10 protein-coding genes are annotated in these 16297 nt (G+C 73.0%); 1 reads left to right on the forward strand and 9 read right to left on the reverse strand.

Annotated elements, in window-relative coordinates:
• The gene (locus tag QF037_RS30035; protein WP_307030505.1) at nt 1-3228 is read right to left on the reverse strand and encodes an ABC transporter permease; all 3228 of its coding nucleotides are present in this window, start codon (nt 3226-3228) and stop codon (nt 1-3) included.
• Nucleotides 3229-3374: 146 nt separating this feature from the next.
• Complete coding sequence (locus tag QF037_RS30040) at nt 3375-3779, reverse strand: globin (protein ID WP_307030507.1); 405 nt, start codon at nt 3777-3779, stop codon at nt 3375-3377.
• A 125-nt stretch (nt 3780-3904) separates the two neighbouring features.
• Between QF037_RS30040 and QF037_RS30045 the strand changes: the two genes are divergently transcribed.
• The gene (locus QF037_RS30045) at nt 3905-4891 is read left to right on the forward strand and encodes a methyltransferase domain-containing protein (RefSeq protein ID WP_307030509.1); all 987 of its coding nucleotides are present in this window, start codon (nt 3905-3907) and stop codon (nt 4889-4891) included.
• A 262-nt stretch (nt 4892-5153) separates the two neighbouring features.
• On the opposite strand, the gene QF037_RS30050 is transcribed toward QF037_RS30045, so the two are convergent.
• The 7 genes from QF037_RS30050 to QF037_RS30080 form a co-directional block, all read right to left on the reverse strand.
• On the reverse strand, nt 5154-6806 hold the full coding sequence (locus tag QF037_RS30050; RefSeq protein ID WP_307030511.1) for an FHA domain-containing protein: 1653 nt from the start codon (nt 6804-6806) through the stop codon (nt 5154-5156).
• A 48-nt stretch (nt 6807-6854) separates the two neighbouring features.
• Complete coding sequence (locus QF037_RS30055; protein WP_307030513.1) at nt 6855-8201, reverse strand: vWA domain-containing protein; 1347 nt, start codon at nt 8199-8201, stop codon at nt 6855-6857.
• 100 nt (nt 8202-8301) lie between these two features.
• Nucleotides 8302-9654, reverse strand: coding sequence for a PP2C family serine/threonine-protein phosphatase (locus tag QF037_RS30060; protein ID WP_307030515.1), 1353 nt, complete (start codon nt 9652-9654; stop codon nt 8302-8304).
• On the reverse strand, nt 9655-12186 hold the full coding sequence (locus QF037_RS30065) for a serine/threonine-protein kinase (RefSeq protein WP_307030517.1): 2532 nt from the start codon (nt 12184-12186) through the stop codon (nt 9655-9657).
• Entirely contained in the window at nt 12183-13517 is a 1335-nt protein-coding gene (locus QF037_RS30070; protein WP_307030520.1) for a hypothetical protein, read from the reverse strand. Before QF037_RS30070 ends, QF037_RS30065 begins: the two co-directional genes overlap by 4 nt.
• A gap of 62 nt (nt 13518-13579) precedes the next feature.
• Complete coding sequence (locus QF037_RS30075) at nt 13580-14686, reverse strand: glutamate ABC transporter substrate-binding protein (RefSeq protein ID WP_373463834.1); 1107 nt, start codon at nt 14684-14686, stop codon at nt 13580-13582.
• Nucleotides 14687-14700: 14 nt separating this feature from the next.
• Nucleotides 14701-16113, reverse strand: coding sequence for a hypothetical protein (locus QF037_RS30080; RefSeq protein WP_307037446.1), 1413 nt, complete (start codon nt 16111-16113; stop codon nt 14701-14703).
• Nucleotides 16114-16297 lie beyond the last annotated feature (184 nt).

The raw sequence follows: 16297 nt of genomic DNA on the forward strand, positions 1-16297 counted from the left end.
TCACTCACCACCCTGTTCCCTCAGTGCCACCACCGGATTCGCCCGCCGCAACGCCAACACCCCCGTCACCACCAGCGGCAGCACCGCCACCGCCCCCAGCAGCACCACGACCTGCGGAACCGGCAGCTCGACCAGCACCTCCGGCACCGGCCGCGTCGCCTCGGTGGTCAGGACGACCAGAGGGATCACCGCCCGCGCCAGTACCGTCCCGAGCACCGCCCCCACCGACAGGGCCAGCGTCACCAGGACGCCCTGCTCCAGGGCGATCGTGCGGGCCAGCCCGCGCCGCGGGGCGCCCAGCGCGCGCAGTACCGCGAACTCCGGGTCCCGCTCCCGCAGGGAGCCCGCCGCGCTCACCGCGAACCCGAGCGCGGCCAGCGCCGCCGCCACTCCCGCCGCCGCGGTGAAAGCCGCCTCGGGACCCGCCCCGAACGGGTCGTCGCGCAACTCCTCGGCGATCTCGTCCCGTACGACGACCTGCGCGGGGTCCATGTCCGTACGGTCCCGCAACGCGGACGCCACCTCCGCGGGCCGGTCCGTCCGCAGCCACCACTCCGTCGGGGTGACGCTCTCGCCGTACCGCGCCTCCAGCACCCGGTTCACGGACCGCAGATCGACCAGCAGGGCCCCGCCGTCGTTCACCGTCGTCGGCAGCGCCGCCACGGACGCCACGATCCGCACGGGCAGGGTCCGCCCGCCGAACGTCACATCGACGCGCTGCCCCGTCGCGGCGCCCGCCGAGGCGAGGAAGCGGTCGGTGGCGACCGCCGTGATCTGCGGCTGCGCGGGTTGCGCGACCTGGAGGCGGACGGTCAACGAGGCGATGACATAAGGGTTGTCGGCCGGAATGTAACCGGTGCCGTACGCGGCCGTCGGCGGCCTGGACCCGGTCACGCGCGGCTTGGTGGGGAGATTGCTGCCGTCCGCGTTCTCGACGATCCCGTCGGCGAGGGAGCGCACCGTCCAGTCGGACGGCAACTGAAGCCGTCGTACCGACGAGTCCGACCGTACGGCCGACAACTCGCCAAGGATCAGGCGCTGTTGCTGCGCCCGGCCGATGGGCAGGGGCTGGACCAGCTGGACGTCCGTGAGCGTCAACGGGCCTGCGGGGACCGCAAGTTCGAGGGTGTGCGGGCGGCCGTCCCCGGCGAGCGTGCCCGCCGGAACCCGGTAGGGGGTGCCGTAGCGGTCCTCCAGCGTCACCGTCACATCGGCGGTCGTGTCCGCGGTGGCGCCGCGCAGGGTCGCCGTCAGCCGCAGCCGGTACGTGCCCGCCGGTATCCTCGCGCCCGCCGTCGCGCCCTTCGGACCGAGTCCGGTGAGCAGCGGGCGTACCGGCTCGGCGGCCAGGTCCCGGCGCATCAGCACGGTGTCCGCGGCGTGCGCGGTGTCCAGGGCCAGCACCGCCGCCGTGCGGTTGCCGGACAGCGGCAGTTCCGTGCGGACGGCGGGAGCCGCCTGTCGTACGTGGTCGACGGCCGCGTACTCGTCGGTGCGGCCGAGGTCGTCCTGCCCGTTGGCCAGTACCCGCACCGGCACCCCCGCCCGGAAGTCGGCCTGGTCGTCCTGCGAGCGGTCCCAGGAGGCGCCCTGGGCGATCGCCAGCATGCCGAGCGCGACGGCGAGGACCAGCAGCAGCACCGGACCCGCACCGCGCCCCGGACGGCGCCCGATCTGCCAGCCCGCGAGGGCCGTGGCCAGACCCCGCCCGGCGGCCGCCCGGCGTTCGGCGAGACGGGCCAGCGGCGGCAGCAGACGCAGAGTGATGACCGTACCGGCGAGGAGCGCCAGGGCGGGGGCGGCGACCAGCAGCGGGTCCACGCCGAGGGCGCCCGAGCTGTCGCCCGTGACGGCACCGGTGGTCTCTCCGCTGAGCTGCCAGTACGCGACCCCGGCGATCACCAGCAGTCCGATGTCCGCGCCCGAGCGCAGCGCGCCCGGCAGCGCGCGGGCCCGGCCGGTCGCGAAGGAGGACGTCAGCGCGGGCAGGGTCACCGCCAGGGCGCAGCCCAGCGCCACACCGGCCGCGACCAGCCACACCCCGATCCGCCCGGCGGCCGGCACATCGAGACGCAGCCCGATCCGGGCCAGCGCGCCCTGCCCGGCGAGCAGCCGGGTCAGCGGTCCGGCCAGCAGGGGCGCGAGCGTCACCGCGGGCACCGCGAGCAGCAGCGCCTCGGTGGCGGCCAGGCCCGCGACCCGGGGCCGGGAGGCGCCGCGCGCCCTGAGCAGCCGGGTCTCGCCCGCGCGTTGGGAGCTGAGCAGCCGGGCCACCAGAAGCAGGGCACAGCCCGCGAGCAGCCCCAGCTGGAGGGCGACGATCAGCAGGGTGGAGCGTGAGACGAGCAGGGCGCGGTCGACGCGGTCGAGGACGGCGGGCAGTTGGGTGTTCGCGGCCGTCGTGCCGCTCAGCGCGGACTTCCCGCGCATCGCCGCGCTGCCGCCGAGCGCCGCCTCGCGCAGCGCGTCGATCCGCCCGGTCGTCAGCGTCGAGAAGTCGGCGGTCGCCAGCCAGGCCGACGCCCCGGCGCTCACCCGGCCGTCGGCCAGCGCGTCGGGAGCGGCGAGCAGGGGGCCGTACGTTGTGAAGTCGAGCTTGTTGACGCCGCGGCCGTGCAGGTCGTCGAGGAGCTGCCAGTACGGGGCGTCCGTGCGGGCCGGCCGGTACAGGCCGACGACCGTGATCCGCACGTCCGGGCCGTCCAGGCGGTCGACGAGGGTGAGGCGGGTGCCGGGCTTCAGCTTCATCAGCCGGGCGGCGCTCTCCGGGAAGGCCACCTCGTCCACGGCGGAGGGCATCCGGCCCTCGGTGATCCGTACCTGCGATCTGTCCAGTGCCGCGAAGTGCGTGAGATCCGGGTCCTCGGACCGCTCGGCTGCGGGCCGGAGCGAGCGGGGCAGCGCGTACGGGCCCGACCGCATGAGCTTGTGCACGGTCACCGGCAGCCCGTCGAAGGTCTTCCGCGCCCCTTCGCGTACGGCGGTGTCGGCGGCCGTACGCTCCTCGGCGGGGACGTCGGCCTTGACGACGAGCGCGGTGTCGGCGGCGTTGCGGGTGTCGGTCAGGGAGTGGCGCAGGGCCGCGTCGCCGATCGCGCCCGAGTAGGCGGTGAGGGTCGCCAGGACCGCCGTGGTCAGCAGGACGGCCAGCAGTGCGGCGGCGAGCAGCGGACGGTGTGCTCGCGCCCGCAGGAGGACGAACCGCGCGAATCCCCCGAACCCCGTCACTCCGACCCGGCCCCCCGCCGTGTTGTCCAGACCTCCCGGCGATGTTGTCAGAGGACAGTGGGGGCGGGTAAGCGGTTGTGGACCGGGCTTGACCGGATCGTGATCGGAATCCGGCGTCGAACGACCGGAATCCGGGACTCAGCCGGTCAGCTCGCGGTGTTCACCATCGAGGCCGCGGCATACGTCAGGTAGTTCCACAGCGTGTGCTCGTGCTCCTCGGACAGACCGAGCTCGTCGACGGCGACCCGCATGTGCTTCAGCCAGGCGTCGTGCGCCGCACGGTCCACCTGGAACGGGGCGTGCCGCATCCGCAGCCGGGGGTGGCCGCGGTTCTCGCTGTACGTCGTCGGACCGCCCCAGTACTGCATGAGGAACAGCGCCAGGCGCTCCTCGGCCGGGCCCAGGTCCTCCTCGGGGTACATGGGCTTGAGTATCGGGTCCTCGGCCACACCCTCGTAGAAACGGTGGACGAGGCGGCGGAAGGTCTCTTCGCCGCCGACCTGCTCGTAGAAGGTCTGCTCCTGAAGCGTGCCGCGCGGAATCTCTTTCACGGGTCCATGGTCTCAGACGGGGGAACCAGGACTTGGGGCTTAGGACCTCTGGCCGGGAGGGGGTGATTCCGGATCGGTGGGCCGTGGTGCTCGCTTCGGCCGCGGTCCCGCAGGACAGTGGACATATGGGTGCGCATGCTCTCCACAGGGACCTGGACGTCGTCGCCGCCGAGGAGCGGGCCGCGCTGGTGCACCGCATCGAGGCGAGCGGGGCCTGGGCGGACGACCCGGTGTGGCGGGACGCCTTCGTGGCGGTGCCGCGGCATCTGTTCGTGCCGTACTACTACGTCGGCGTCAAGGGCGGCTACGAGCGCCGGTGGGGCGAGAGCCCCGACCCGCGCACGCGCGAACGCTGGGTGCGCGGCGCCTACGCCGACGCCCCGCTGGCCACCCGGATGCGGGACGGCGAGCTGGTCTCCTCCAGCAGCCAGCCCTCGCTGATGGCGATGATGCTGGCGGCACTGGAGGTCGAGGACGGTGCCAGGGTCCTGGAGATCGGTGCGGGTACGGGGTACAACGCGGCCCTGATCGCGCACCGGCTCGGCGACGACGCCCTCGTCACGACCATCGACCTGGAGCCGGAGATCACCGAGGCGGCGCGGCAGCACCTGGCCGCCGCCGGGTACCGCCCGCTCGTCGTCACCGGCGACGGTGCGCGCGGGGTGCCCGAGCGGGCCCCCTTCGACCGGATCATCGCGACCTGCACCCTGGCCTCGGTCCCGCGGGCCTGGCTCGCCCAGTGCGCCCCCGGTGCCCGGATCCTCGCCCCCCTCGCCACCGGCCTGATCGCGCTGACCGTCCGGGACGCGGGGCACGCCGAGGGCCGCTTCCTGCACACGCCCGCCTACTTCGTGCCGCTGCGGGGCGAAGGGCGCCCGGAGTCGGAGCCCGCCCGGCTCGGCGGGGTGCCGTCCCGGGCCCGGGAGAACGAGCTGTTCCGCTTCCTGCTGGAACTGAGCCGGGGCAGCCTCGATCCGCAGGAGGCCTACCAGTTGTGGGAGCGCGAGGGGTGTCCGCAGCGCGAGCGCTACGGGATCACGGTGAGCGACGGCCGCGAGTGGGCGTGGCTGGACGACCCGGAGGGACCGTACGCGTGGCCGCTTGGGGGCTGACGTGGCGAGGGGCGTCGATGCGGTGAGGGCGGCCGCGGGGCGGAGGCGGCGGTCCGGTGCGGTGGTGGGCGGGAGTGGGCGGGGCTCGATGATCGGGAGGGACCGTACGCGTGGCCGCTTGGGGGCTGACGTGGCGAGGGGCGTCGATGCGGTGAGGGTGGTTGGCGGGGTGGAAGCGGCGGGCGGGAGTGGGCGGGGCCGCTCGTAGCCGACATGGCCAAGGGGCCCGGCGCGTGGTGCGCCGGGCCCCTGGTCGTCGTGACTATCCGCGGCGGACCGTGATGGTCGTCCAGGCGCCCACGTGTACGCGGTCGCCGTCCTGGAGCGGGACCGGGACGAAGGGCTGGATGGGCTCCTCCGCGCCGTTGACCGTGGTGCCGTTCGTCGAGTTCTGGTCGACGACCGCCCAGGTGCCGTCGGGCTGCTGGACCAGCACGGCGTGCTGGTGCGAGACGCCCGGGTCCTCCGGCGGCACCGACAGATCGATGTCGGGGGTGTCGCCGGTGGAGTGCCGGCGGCGGCCGATGGTGATCTGGTTGCCGGTGAGGGTGCGCTGCTGCTCGGGCGAGTATGCGGGCAGGTTGAGCCCCGCGGCCTCGGGGCCGGAGCGCTGCATCATCGCCATGAAGTACTCGCGGTCCGGACCGATCGTCGCCGACCAGGTCGCGGGCTGCTGCGGGTAGCCGGGACCGGGTCCGGGCGGGGGCTGGGTGGAGCCGGGCTGCGGGTAGCCGTAGCCGCCGCCGGGACCGTTGGGCGCGGTGGAGGACGGCGGGGAGATCACCCAGTCGTCGTCACCGCCGCCGAAGCCACCGGGACCGCCGGGACCGGGCGGCTGCTGGAAGGCCGAGGGGGCGCCGCCGGTCGCACCGGGGCCGGCGGGCGGCGTCGGTCCCGGAGGCGGAGGCACCGGGCGCGAGGGGTCGCCGCCGAAGGCGGAGGGGGCGCCTTGGCCGCCGGGACCGCCGGGCCGACCGGGTCCGCCGGGTCCACCAGGGCCGTCGTAGCCGCCGGGCCCACCGGGGCGACCGGGACCGTCGTAACCGCCCTGACGGCCGGGGCCGCCAGGAGCACCGGGACCACCGAAGCCGCCGGGAGAGTTGGGGCCGTCGAAGCCACCCTGGCCACCGGGGCCACCGGGGCCACCGGGTCCGCCAGGGCCGTCGTAGCCGCCGGGCCGACCGGGACCACCGGGACCGTTGTAACCGCCGGGAGCGTTGGTGCTGCCTGGTCCACCGGGGCCCTCGAAGCCACCCTGGTTGCCGGGGCCACCGGGTCCGTTGGGTCCGCCGAAGCCGCCCGGACCGCCGGGGCCGCCGAAGCCGCCCTGGTTACCCGGACCGCCCTGGTTACCCGGACCGCCCTGGTTACCCGGACCGCCCTGGTTGCCCGGGCCGCCGGGTCCGCCGAAGCCTCCGGGGCCGTTCGGGCCGGGGGGCGGGGGCGGGCCTCCGGGCGGGCCGGAGGGGTCGTTGCCGAAGGGCGGGATCGGTTCGGCGGGGCGGTTCATCTGGGACGGGCGGGAGCCCTGGTACTCGTACGAGTCACCGGCGCCGTACGACGAACCCTGCGGCGGTCCCTGGAAGCGGACGCCCGGGCCGGGGGCCGGCGGGCGCGGGGCGGCCGGGGTGTACGAGGTGGCCGTGTTCGTCAGGAAGTTCCACCGGCACTCCTCGCAGAACGGCGCACCGCCCTCACGGGGCGTACGGCACTGCGGGCAGAGCTCCGGCTCATGGTCCGGGACGGCGGACAGATGCGGCGGGCGCCCACCGGGCTGACCCGGCGGCGGGAAGCCGTAACCACCACCGGGCGGCGGCGGGGGAGGGGGCGGAGGTACGGCACCAGCCATGCGGTGACCGCAGACCTCGCACCAGTCGTCGGAACCCGACTGGTGTCCGTTAGGGCAGGTCGGCATGTCGGCGCGTCCCCCTCTCCTTCTCTGTCCTACCAGGGTCCTGCTAGGTCACTTCTTTACACGAACAGTCTTTGTGGACCGGGTCTCGAGAGTCATCTCGTCCGCTTCCGCGACCTTCGCCTTCAACCGCACAGTACCTGTCGCGGCATCGACCACGTCCACCACCTTCGCAAGCAGTTTCGCAGTATCGGCGTTCCCCGAGGCGCTCGCGAGCTGAACGGCCCGGCCCAGTTTGGCCGTTGCTCCATCCATATCGCCCGCTTTGCGAAGATCGAGGCCTTGTTGGATGACTTGTGCCAGTTCGGCCTGGCCGGTGTAGTGGGCGACCTGTGGGTTGATCGACGTCGAGGCGACCATGTCGTCGGTCCACACGGCCCGTACCAGACCCTGCGCGCCCAAGTTCTGGGCGGAGCCGTCGGGTTGGGGGACGACCAGGGAGACCCGGGCGGCCAGCATCTCCTGGCCGAGGGCGGCGGCCGGGACCTCCACGCAGAGGTGGTAGTCACGGGACTCGTCTCCCCAGGAACCGGTGGGATAGTCCCCGGCGCGGGGGCCGGCCTCGGTGCGCCGGTCGGTCAGCTCCACGACCGTGGGAGCGACCTGCTTGACGAACTTGATGGTGGTGCCGACCGGTGTCCACACCCGCAGGGAGACGTCCGCGACCTCCTTGCCCATGGCCGTCTCCATCATCTGTGTGAAGTCGGCGGCGAGACCGGCCGGGTCGGCAACGATGTCCGCCGTGCCGAGCAGGGCCGAGGCGATCCCTGTGACTTCACTCACTTCCCAGTCGGTGCCCACGCCACGGGCGTCACAGGTGAAGCGTCCGGCGCAGGCGTCGAGGGAGGCTTTGAGGTCCTGCGCCGACTCGTGTTCGTTGCGGCCGTCGGTGAGCAGGATGCCGTGACGGATGGTGACGTCCGCCGAGGACAGCAGCCGGTCGGCGAGCCGCAGCCAGGTGCCGATGGCGGTGCCGCCGCCCGCGCTGAGCTTGCGCAGGGCCTGCTTGGCCTGGTCACGGGTGGTGCTGTCGGCGACCGCGAGCCGGCCCCCGCCCGGGTACACCTCCCTGGCCACGTGGGTGCCGTCGATCACCGCGAAGTGCACCCCGTCGCGCAGGGTGTCGATGGCGGCGGCGGTGGCGTCCCGGGCGTTGCGCATCTTGGTCGGCGGATAGTCCATCGACCCCGAACAGTCGACCATGATCGCCACGGCCGCATCCGGTCCCTGCCCCGGTGTGAACAGATGCGGTACCGCGACGGCGCTGCCGATCGTGCCGCCACCGGTCGCGGTCACCGTGACGATGCCGTTGACCTCGCGGGCGCCTTCCGGCAGGTACTCGTTCTGGTACACGTCCATCGAGAACTGCGGCACGTTGGACTTCGAGAAATTGGCCATGCCTGCTGAATCCCCCTCGCAGACCCCACGGTTGTCGTGAGGTGATGACTGTGTGCGGACCGGTCCCCTCCGGTCCGCTGAGACGTCCCCGAAATCGGCCTCAGGCCGATCCTGCCCCCTGCGGCGGGGCGGGGAACGGCACGACGGCCACTGTTACGTTGTCGTGGCCCCCGCCGTCCAGAGCGTGACCGACGAGCACCTGTGCGCTGTGCAGCGGACGCACCGCCGCGTCGAGCGGTACGGCCTCGGCCATCTCCTGCGCCGCCTCGGCGTAGTTCCACAGTCCGTCGGTGCACACCACCACTACACCCGCACGGTCCGGCTTGAAGGAAGCGGTGTGCGGCTCCAGTTCGTACGCGTCCGCGCCGAGCCAGCCGGTGATCGCGTGGGCCCGCTCGTCGGCGTAGGCCTCCGCCTCGTTCATCAGACCCGCGGCGACCATCTGCGCGGCCCACGAGTCGTCCTCGGTGAGCCGGGCCGGCAGCGAGCTGCGGTCGACCGGGACCCAGTAGGCGCGGCTGTCGCCGACCCAGCCGACGACCAGCAGCCCGGACGTCACGATCGCGCCGACGATCGTGCAGGCCGGGGCGTTCTGGTGCGGGGCGTGCTCCCGCGCCGTGGCCGGTTCCGCGGCCAGCGAGTTGACCGCGCGCGAGGCGGCGACGATCGCGTCGTGCATGGCCTGCTGCGGGTGCGTGCCGAGCGGCAGGGCGGCGAGCAGCGACTCGCTCGCCGCGCGGGACGCGGCCAGGGAGGCGTCGTCGGGGCGGGTCGCCGAGGAGACGCCGTCGCAGACGATCGCCATGGCGGCGGACCGGCCGTCGGGCAGGGTCGCGTTGCCGATGGCGAACGCGTCCTCGTTGCGGTGGTGGCGCAGGCCCCGGTCACTGACGGCCGCGATCGGGCCGGACTCCTGCTCCATGTGGTCGCGTTCGCGTGGCTGGGCGTGGCCGCAGTTCTCGCAGTAGCCGTCGTGGTCGACGCGCCCCGCACGGCAGGCGACACACACCTTGACGCCCTCCGCGGGGGTCGGCGTCTCCTGGGCGACGCGTGGGTCGGGTGCCTGGAGCGGGTACTCGTCCGGCTCCGGCGGGCGGTCGAAGCGCACGCCGGTGACGGGGGAGACCGGGGAACCGGTGGGCGGGGGCTCATGGGCGCCCGCCGCGGGCACGGCCGGCAGCTCACGGCCGCCGGAGTCGGTGCCCGCCAGGTCCGTCGGCAGATGGGTGGCCGGCGGGGTGTCGGAACCGGCCGGCTCGGGGGCGACCGGCCAGGGGACCCCCTCGGCCGGACCCGAGCCGTTGACGACGAGCGTCGGCTCGTCGTCCGGCGGGGCGGGCACGGCGGACAGGTCGTATCCGCACGCACCACAGAAACGGTCCCCCGACTCGAGGGGTTCCTCGCAGCTCGGGCACCTCGACAGGGCGATCGGCTGGGGCATCTGCGACATCAACTACACCCACGTCCGGGGGCGGTAACGATTGGCACGTTCCACCAGGTCGATCCTCTCCTCGCCGCCTCGGGCCAGCCGGGCCAGCGTGCGGTACGAACGCTCCAGTCCGAAGCGGAGTCCCCGCTCGTCCAGTTCGCTGCCGAGCAGTACCCGGCGTGCGGACGGTGCGGCGCCCTGACCACCGGAGAGTATCCAGTCCAGCGCGGAGCCGAGGACTTCCGCGGACAACTGCTCCCGGCGCGCCGGATCCAGCCCGTACGCGTCCAGCGCCTCGACCTGCCCCGCGGCCGCGGTCAGGTCGTCCAGGAACGGTACGTCACCGGCGGCCGCCGTGCGTCCGCGCAGTCGCGCCCGTACGGCGGCCACGCGGGCGGCCGTGTAGTGGATGGACGACTCCGGGACCGACTCCAGTGTCCGTACGGCGCCGGTGCGGTCCCCGCTCGCGAGCTGGACGCGGGCCAGACCGAAGGCGGCGCTGACATAGCTGGGGTCGGTCGACCACACGAGACGGTAGTACTCGGCCGCGTTGTCGAGCTGTCCCAGCACCTCCGCGCACAGGCCGAGCGCCAGCTTCGGCGCGGGCTCGCCCGGGAAGGCGTCGTAGATCGCGTCGAAGGCGAGCGCGGCGGCCTCGTGATCGCCGGTGACGAGCGAGGCGACTCCGCGGTACCAGACCACCCGCCAGTCGTCGGGCCGCTCCTCCTCCAGCCGCCGCAGGGCCTCCAGCGCGGTGTGGGCGTCCCCGTTCTCCAGCCACGCCCGGATCTGCCGCAGCCGGGTCTCGACGGAGGGCGCGGGTGCGGCGGCGAGTGCCCCCAGCAGCTCGGCGGCCGCGGTGGCCATGAGCCCGGCGAGGAACCCGGCGTTGGGATCGGCGGGGTCGACCCGGGGAACAGGCAGGGCCAGGGCCGCGGCCGGTGTCCCCACAGTCTTGACGAGGGACTCGGTGCTGCCGAGCGCCGGGACGACGACCCCGCCGCCGGCCGACAGCTGCGGAAGGGGAGAAGACGAACGGCGGCGGGTGACGACCACCCGCGCCCCCAGCCGGGACACCTCGCCGTCCAGCTTCGGGAACAACTCCGTGTCCGTCACCCGCAGTTCGGGACCGAACAGCGTCGACAGCGCGGGCCGGGCGCGCCCCGTCTGGAGGGACACGACCTCCCGCAGCACGCCCGTCAGCTGCTCGGCCATCTCCTGCGCGGAGGCGAACCGGCGGGCCGGGTCCGGGTCGGTCGCGCGGACCAGCAGCCGGTAGAACGACTCGTACTGACGGAAGACCTCGATGTTGTCGGGGTCCGGCAGCGAGTCCACGAAGACGTTCGTGTAGCCCTGGAAGTCGAAGGCCAGGACCGCCAGCGTCCGCGCCACCGTGTACAGGTCGGAGGCGACCGAAGGGCCGACCTCCGCGACCTCCGGTGCCTGGTAGCCCACCGTGCCGTAGATGGCCGACTCGTCGTCGTCCATCCTGCGCACCGCGCCCATGTCGATGAGCTTGAGCTGGTCCTCGGTCTGGATGGCGTTGTCGACCTTGAAGTCGCAGTACAGCAGATTGCGGCTGTGCAGATGACCGAGGGCCTCCAGGGCCTCGATGCCGTACGCGCAGGCCTGCTCCACCGGCAGCGGGTCGCGCTTGCCGGTGGGGGTGCGGCGGTCGTTGGCGATCTCCTTGAGCGACTTGCCGCCGACGTACTCCATGACGATGTAGCCGTCGAGCGAGCCGGTGCGCTGGTCGAGGTGCTCGACGAAGTTGTAGATCCGCACGATGTTGGAGTGCTCGATCTCCGCGAGGAAGCGCCGCTCGGAGATGGCGGCGGCCATCGCGTCCTGGTCGCCGGTGTCCAGCAGGCCCTTCAGCACCACCCAGCGGTCGGACACCGCGCGGTCCACCGCGAGATAGACCCAGCCCAGACCGCCGTGCGCCAGACAGCCCACGACCTCGTACTGGCCGTGCACGATGTCACCGGCGTTGAGCTTCGGGATGAAGGAGTACGGGTTCCCGCACTTCGTGCAGAAGCCCTCGGTGCGGCCGGGGCGGTCCCCGCGGGAGCGGCCCACCTGCGCCCCGCAGTCCGAGCGGGAGCAGAACCGCTTGCGCTCGGGGACCTCCGGGTTCTCCTGGACCATCGCGCGCGGGTCGGGCCGCGGCACGTCCGGGACCTGGACCAGACCCACGCCGAGCCGGCCGCGGGCGCTGGTGTTGGTGCTGGACCCGGAGCTGCGCACCGACACCGAGCGGCCCGTCGTACGGCCCGACAGGGCGCGCGAGAGGCGTCCCGACACCGAGCGCCGGGACTTCGACGACTGCGACGACGTACGGGAACTGGTACGGCTGCTGGCGCGCGAACTGCTGCTGGCCGAACCACGGGAGCTTTTGCCGCCGCCGGTGATACCGGTCGGCGGGGAACCCACCATGCCCTTCGACGACACCACCGGTGCCAGACCGCAGGTGTCGCAGTACAGTTCGCCACCGCCCACGTCCTCGTACGATCCGCCGCAGCCGGGCCGCTGACAGGTCTGCTGTGCCTCACTCATGACTGGGCCTCCCCCCTACGGTCCTCGGGCCCGCTCTGCTCCGGCACCCGCGGGCTGCGGAACAGGTCGGCGGCCGCCTGCTGGTAGCGCAGGACGGCCTGTTCGGCGACGCGCAGATCGCAGGGCGCGCTCCACAGCATGCGGCGCGCCGCGTCGTACCGCTCGATGAGGAACGGATCCTCGGCGAGGCCGTGCCGGGCGACCTTCGCCTTGTACGCGTCGAGGCGGCCGCGCAGCTCCGCGCGGACCGCCAAAGGCTGGGTGACCGCGCTCAACGACTCGCGGGCACGCAGCAGTTCGTCCTCCGCCTTCTGCTCCAGGGACTCCAGGAGCGGCGAGAGGCGGTGCCACTGGGCCTGTCTGCGGTACTCGGCGGCCGTCGCCAGCTGCTCCTGCAGCGCGGTCGGCGGCCCGCTGACGACGGGCACCTCCGTGGCGGCGATCTTCGCCAGCACCTCGCCGCGCGCGATGCGGGCCTCGGCGAGCGTACGGTCCGCGCGGGACAGCACGTCACGCAGCCTGACCAGGCGCTGCTCGGCGTCCTGGCGGACCGTCAGCACCGCGTCGATCTCCCGGCGCACGTCCTCCAGGGCGCGTGCCTCCCGGTCGTACACCGTGGTGTCGGGCCGGCCGCCGCCCGGTGCCGAACTCCCCTGTGCCGGCAGCCAGTACGCCAGCGGGTCCGACACCACCTGCTCCCGCAGATGCGTCAGCGTGCGCGTGATGCGCTCCAGGTCGTCGCCGGCCGGGTGCTCGCCCGGGCGGACGCCGACGGAGTGCGCGAGCTTGCGGGTGCGCTGGAGCTCCGCGGCCAGTAGATCTATGCGCGCGGGCAGCGCCGACCACACCGCGTCGGCGGCGACGACCATGTCGAGGCTCGTCGCGTACAGCTCGTTCATCCGGTCGACGAGGGTGACCAGGCTGAACTGCTCGCTCAGCTTGCCCGAATTGCCGTGCAGCGTCGGCGCGTTGGCCGTCGCCGTGGCGCTGCCGGCCACCGTGACCGACTCGCCGCGCAGCAGCTCCGTCAGCTCCGCCAGATCGCCCTGGCTGGACCAGCGACGGCGGGACCTGATCTCCCGGGCGCTGCGCAACGCGTCCGTGTACGCGTCGAAGTACGCCCACAGCAGCGTGATCGACGCCTCCGCGGACGTCCAGCGCTCCTTGGTGACACCCGTGAGCGCGGCGCCCTCGAGCAGTCTGCGGCCCGAGTGGTCCTGCAGGGCGAGGAGTGAGGTCTCGATCGCCTCGTACTCCGCGCCGAGCCGCGCCAGCGCACGGTCCACCTCGTCCCGGTCCATCACCGGCCCGGGGGGTCCCGTGACGCCCATCGATCACCTCTCGCTGCTGCGTTGTCGGGGTTGGGTTCGCGTTGTGGGGGGTTCGCTCCGCGTCAGCTCTTGCGCAGGTATTCCGGAGCCGGGGGCTCGGACTTCGCCGAGTCCGTTCCCAGTGTCGCCGACAGCCACTTGTCGTACGACGCCTGCCAGCCGTTCGCGGTGTCCTTGCGGTAGTCCACCAGGATCTGGTTGACCCGGCGTACCAGATCGTCGGCGTCGAGCTTCATCGCCACGCCGTAGTACTCGGTGGTGAAGGGGGCGTCGCCCTTGAGCTCGACCGTCGGGTCCTGCGCGGCCTGGCTCGCGGCGAGCGCGCCGTCGGTGACCACGGCGTCGACCTCACCGAGCTGGATCCGCACCAGGCAGTCGAGTTGGTTGGGGACGACGGTGGAGGTGATGTCGGTGGTCTTGGGGAGCTTGCCGGCCTTCTGGCGCGCCTTCAGCTCGGAGTTGGCCGTCGAACTCGCCGCCGTGCACACCTTCTTGTCGGCGAGAGAGCCGTCGGGGCCGGTGATCGGCGAGGACTTGGGCGCGAGGACCTGCTGGCCCGTCTTGAAGTACGGGGCGGAGAAGGCCACGTCGGCCATCCGGCTGCAGTTGATGGTCATCGTGCGGACCACCATGTCGACCCGGCCCGACTGGATCGCCGGGATGCGCTGGTTGGTGGGGATCGCCTTGAACTGCACGGCGTTCGGGTCGCCGAGGATCTCCTGGGCGATCCGGTGCACCAGGTCGATGTCGAAGCCCTCCAGCGTGTTGCCGCCCTCGTCGTTGTTGGGGTCGCGGTAGCCCCAGCGGTAGCTGTTCTGGTCGACGCCGACGATCAGCTTGCGCTTCTCGCCCTCGCGGGCCTTGATCTTCTTGATGGTGTCGCCGTCCGCGCTCGACGGGGACAGGGTCTGCTTCTCCGGGGCCTTCTTGATCTGCGGGTCCAGGCAGGGATCGTCCTCGGCCCTCGCCTGGACGCCGTGGGCCACGCCCGGGCCGCCGGTGCTCTCGCCCTCGCCGGACGACTGCGTCAGCGGCAGCAGCAGGACGAAGGCGACCGCGAGGGCGCAGACGACCGCCATCGCGGCGACCCCGCCCCAGCCCTTCAGACCGGTCCGCAGTGCTCGCCCACGTCGTGTACGCCGTGCCTTCGGTGCGTGCGGTGCTCGCATCGGCTTGCCCCCTCTCACCGGTACTCCGACAGCCTGCGGCCGATGCCGAGGACCGCGCCGGCCGCGCCCAGGACGGCGAGGACGGCGGCGCCCACCGGGAGCCCCGTCATCGCGCCCCGGCCGTCGCCGGCCGCCTGCGCGAACTCGGCCTCCTCGTGCTCGAGCGCGCCGGCGAGGTTGTCGTCGACGCTGTCGAAGCACTCGCCGGTCGCGCCCTTGGCGCCGATGACCAGGTTCAGGGCCTCGTCGTAGTTGCCGAACTCGTCCTGTTCACGGGCCGCGGCGTGCCGCTCCTTCCACACCGTCATGTTGCCCTGGGCGGCCGTGACCGGCTTCTTGCCGGAGCCGTCGTCGGCGAGCTTCGCCGCCTCCGCCAGGCCCTTGCCGAGGGTCTTCATGTCGGTGTCGAAGTCGTAGTCGTAGGCGTCCACGCTCACGTCTTTGCCGTTGGCGTCCTTGACCATCTTCGTCTCGGCGCCGCGGGCCACCAGGGTCAGGTTCTCGTTGCCGCGCGCCTTGAGAGAGGCGATGCGGGCGTCGTGCAGCACGTTGAGCGAGCGGACACCGTGGTCGTAGGAGTCGTTCAGGTCCGCGCGCGCGACGCTGTGGCCCACGACGAGCCACAGCATGACGACCGTCGCGGTGGCCGTCGCGGCCACCAGACCGTGGTTCATGAGGCGGTTGGTGCGCTGGTAGTTGCGGTGCTGGGCCCAGGCGAGCGCGGCCAGGGCGAGGACGCCGAGACCGATCGCGGCCCAGGGGTAGGGCGTCGCGTCGGCGTAGTCGGCGCGCAGCCGCTGGTTCTCCTTCTTGTACAGGTCCTCGGCCGCCGGGAGCATGTCGTTCTGCATCGTCTCGTTGGCGAAGCGCAGCCAGGCGCCGCCGACGGGAAAGCCCTGGCGGTTGTTGGTCCGCGCGCGCTCCACATAGCCCTTGTACTGCGGCAGCAGACGGTTGAGCTCGGAGACGGTCGCGGCGGCGGCGGAACCGGGGTCGGAGTTCGCGGCGGCCTTGACGAGGCCGGCCGCGGCCCGGTCGATGTCCTTCTCGTAGCGGTCGCGGGACGCGGCCGACTCCTGGCCGCCCGCCAGGAAGTTGCCGGAGGCGGTGGTGTTGGCGTCGGCGAGGCTGCGGTAGATGTCTGCGGCGGCGCTGCTGAGCGGCTGGCTCTTGTTCAGGACGTCGTCGGCGGCCGCCGCGCGGTCCGTCATCTGCCAGGCGGTGACCGCGCCGAAGGCCACCACGAGGGCGGCGAGGAAAGCGCCGATGATCCGCAGCCGGCCGGGTTCGGTGGTGGCCGCGGCGCGCAGCCGGTCGACGCCCTCGGCGAACGCGGTGCGACGGGGCTCCGGCGGTGGGGCGGGTATGGGGGAGCCGCCGCCCGGTGAGCCGTTGGAATACGTCGGTTGTGGTGGTACCGCGGGCATGGTGGGCATGCCTGGTACCGGTGGTGGTGCCGCGCTGCTTTTCGGCGGGTGTGTCACTGTTGACCTCCCCCATGGTCATCCGTCGCGGCAAGTATCGCTGCCGGGACCGACATCCGCACCGGCCTTCACTGGATCTTGATCGGATTGCAGTGCGGTGCGCGGGTTTCCGGCATTGCTCGGCGCC

Origin of the sequence: Streptomyces canus (assembly GCF_030815415.1) — a bacterium.
GTDB classification, from domain to species: domain Bacteria; phylum Actinomycetota; class Actinomycetes; order Streptomycetales; family Streptomycetaceae; genus Streptomyces; species Streptomyces canus_F.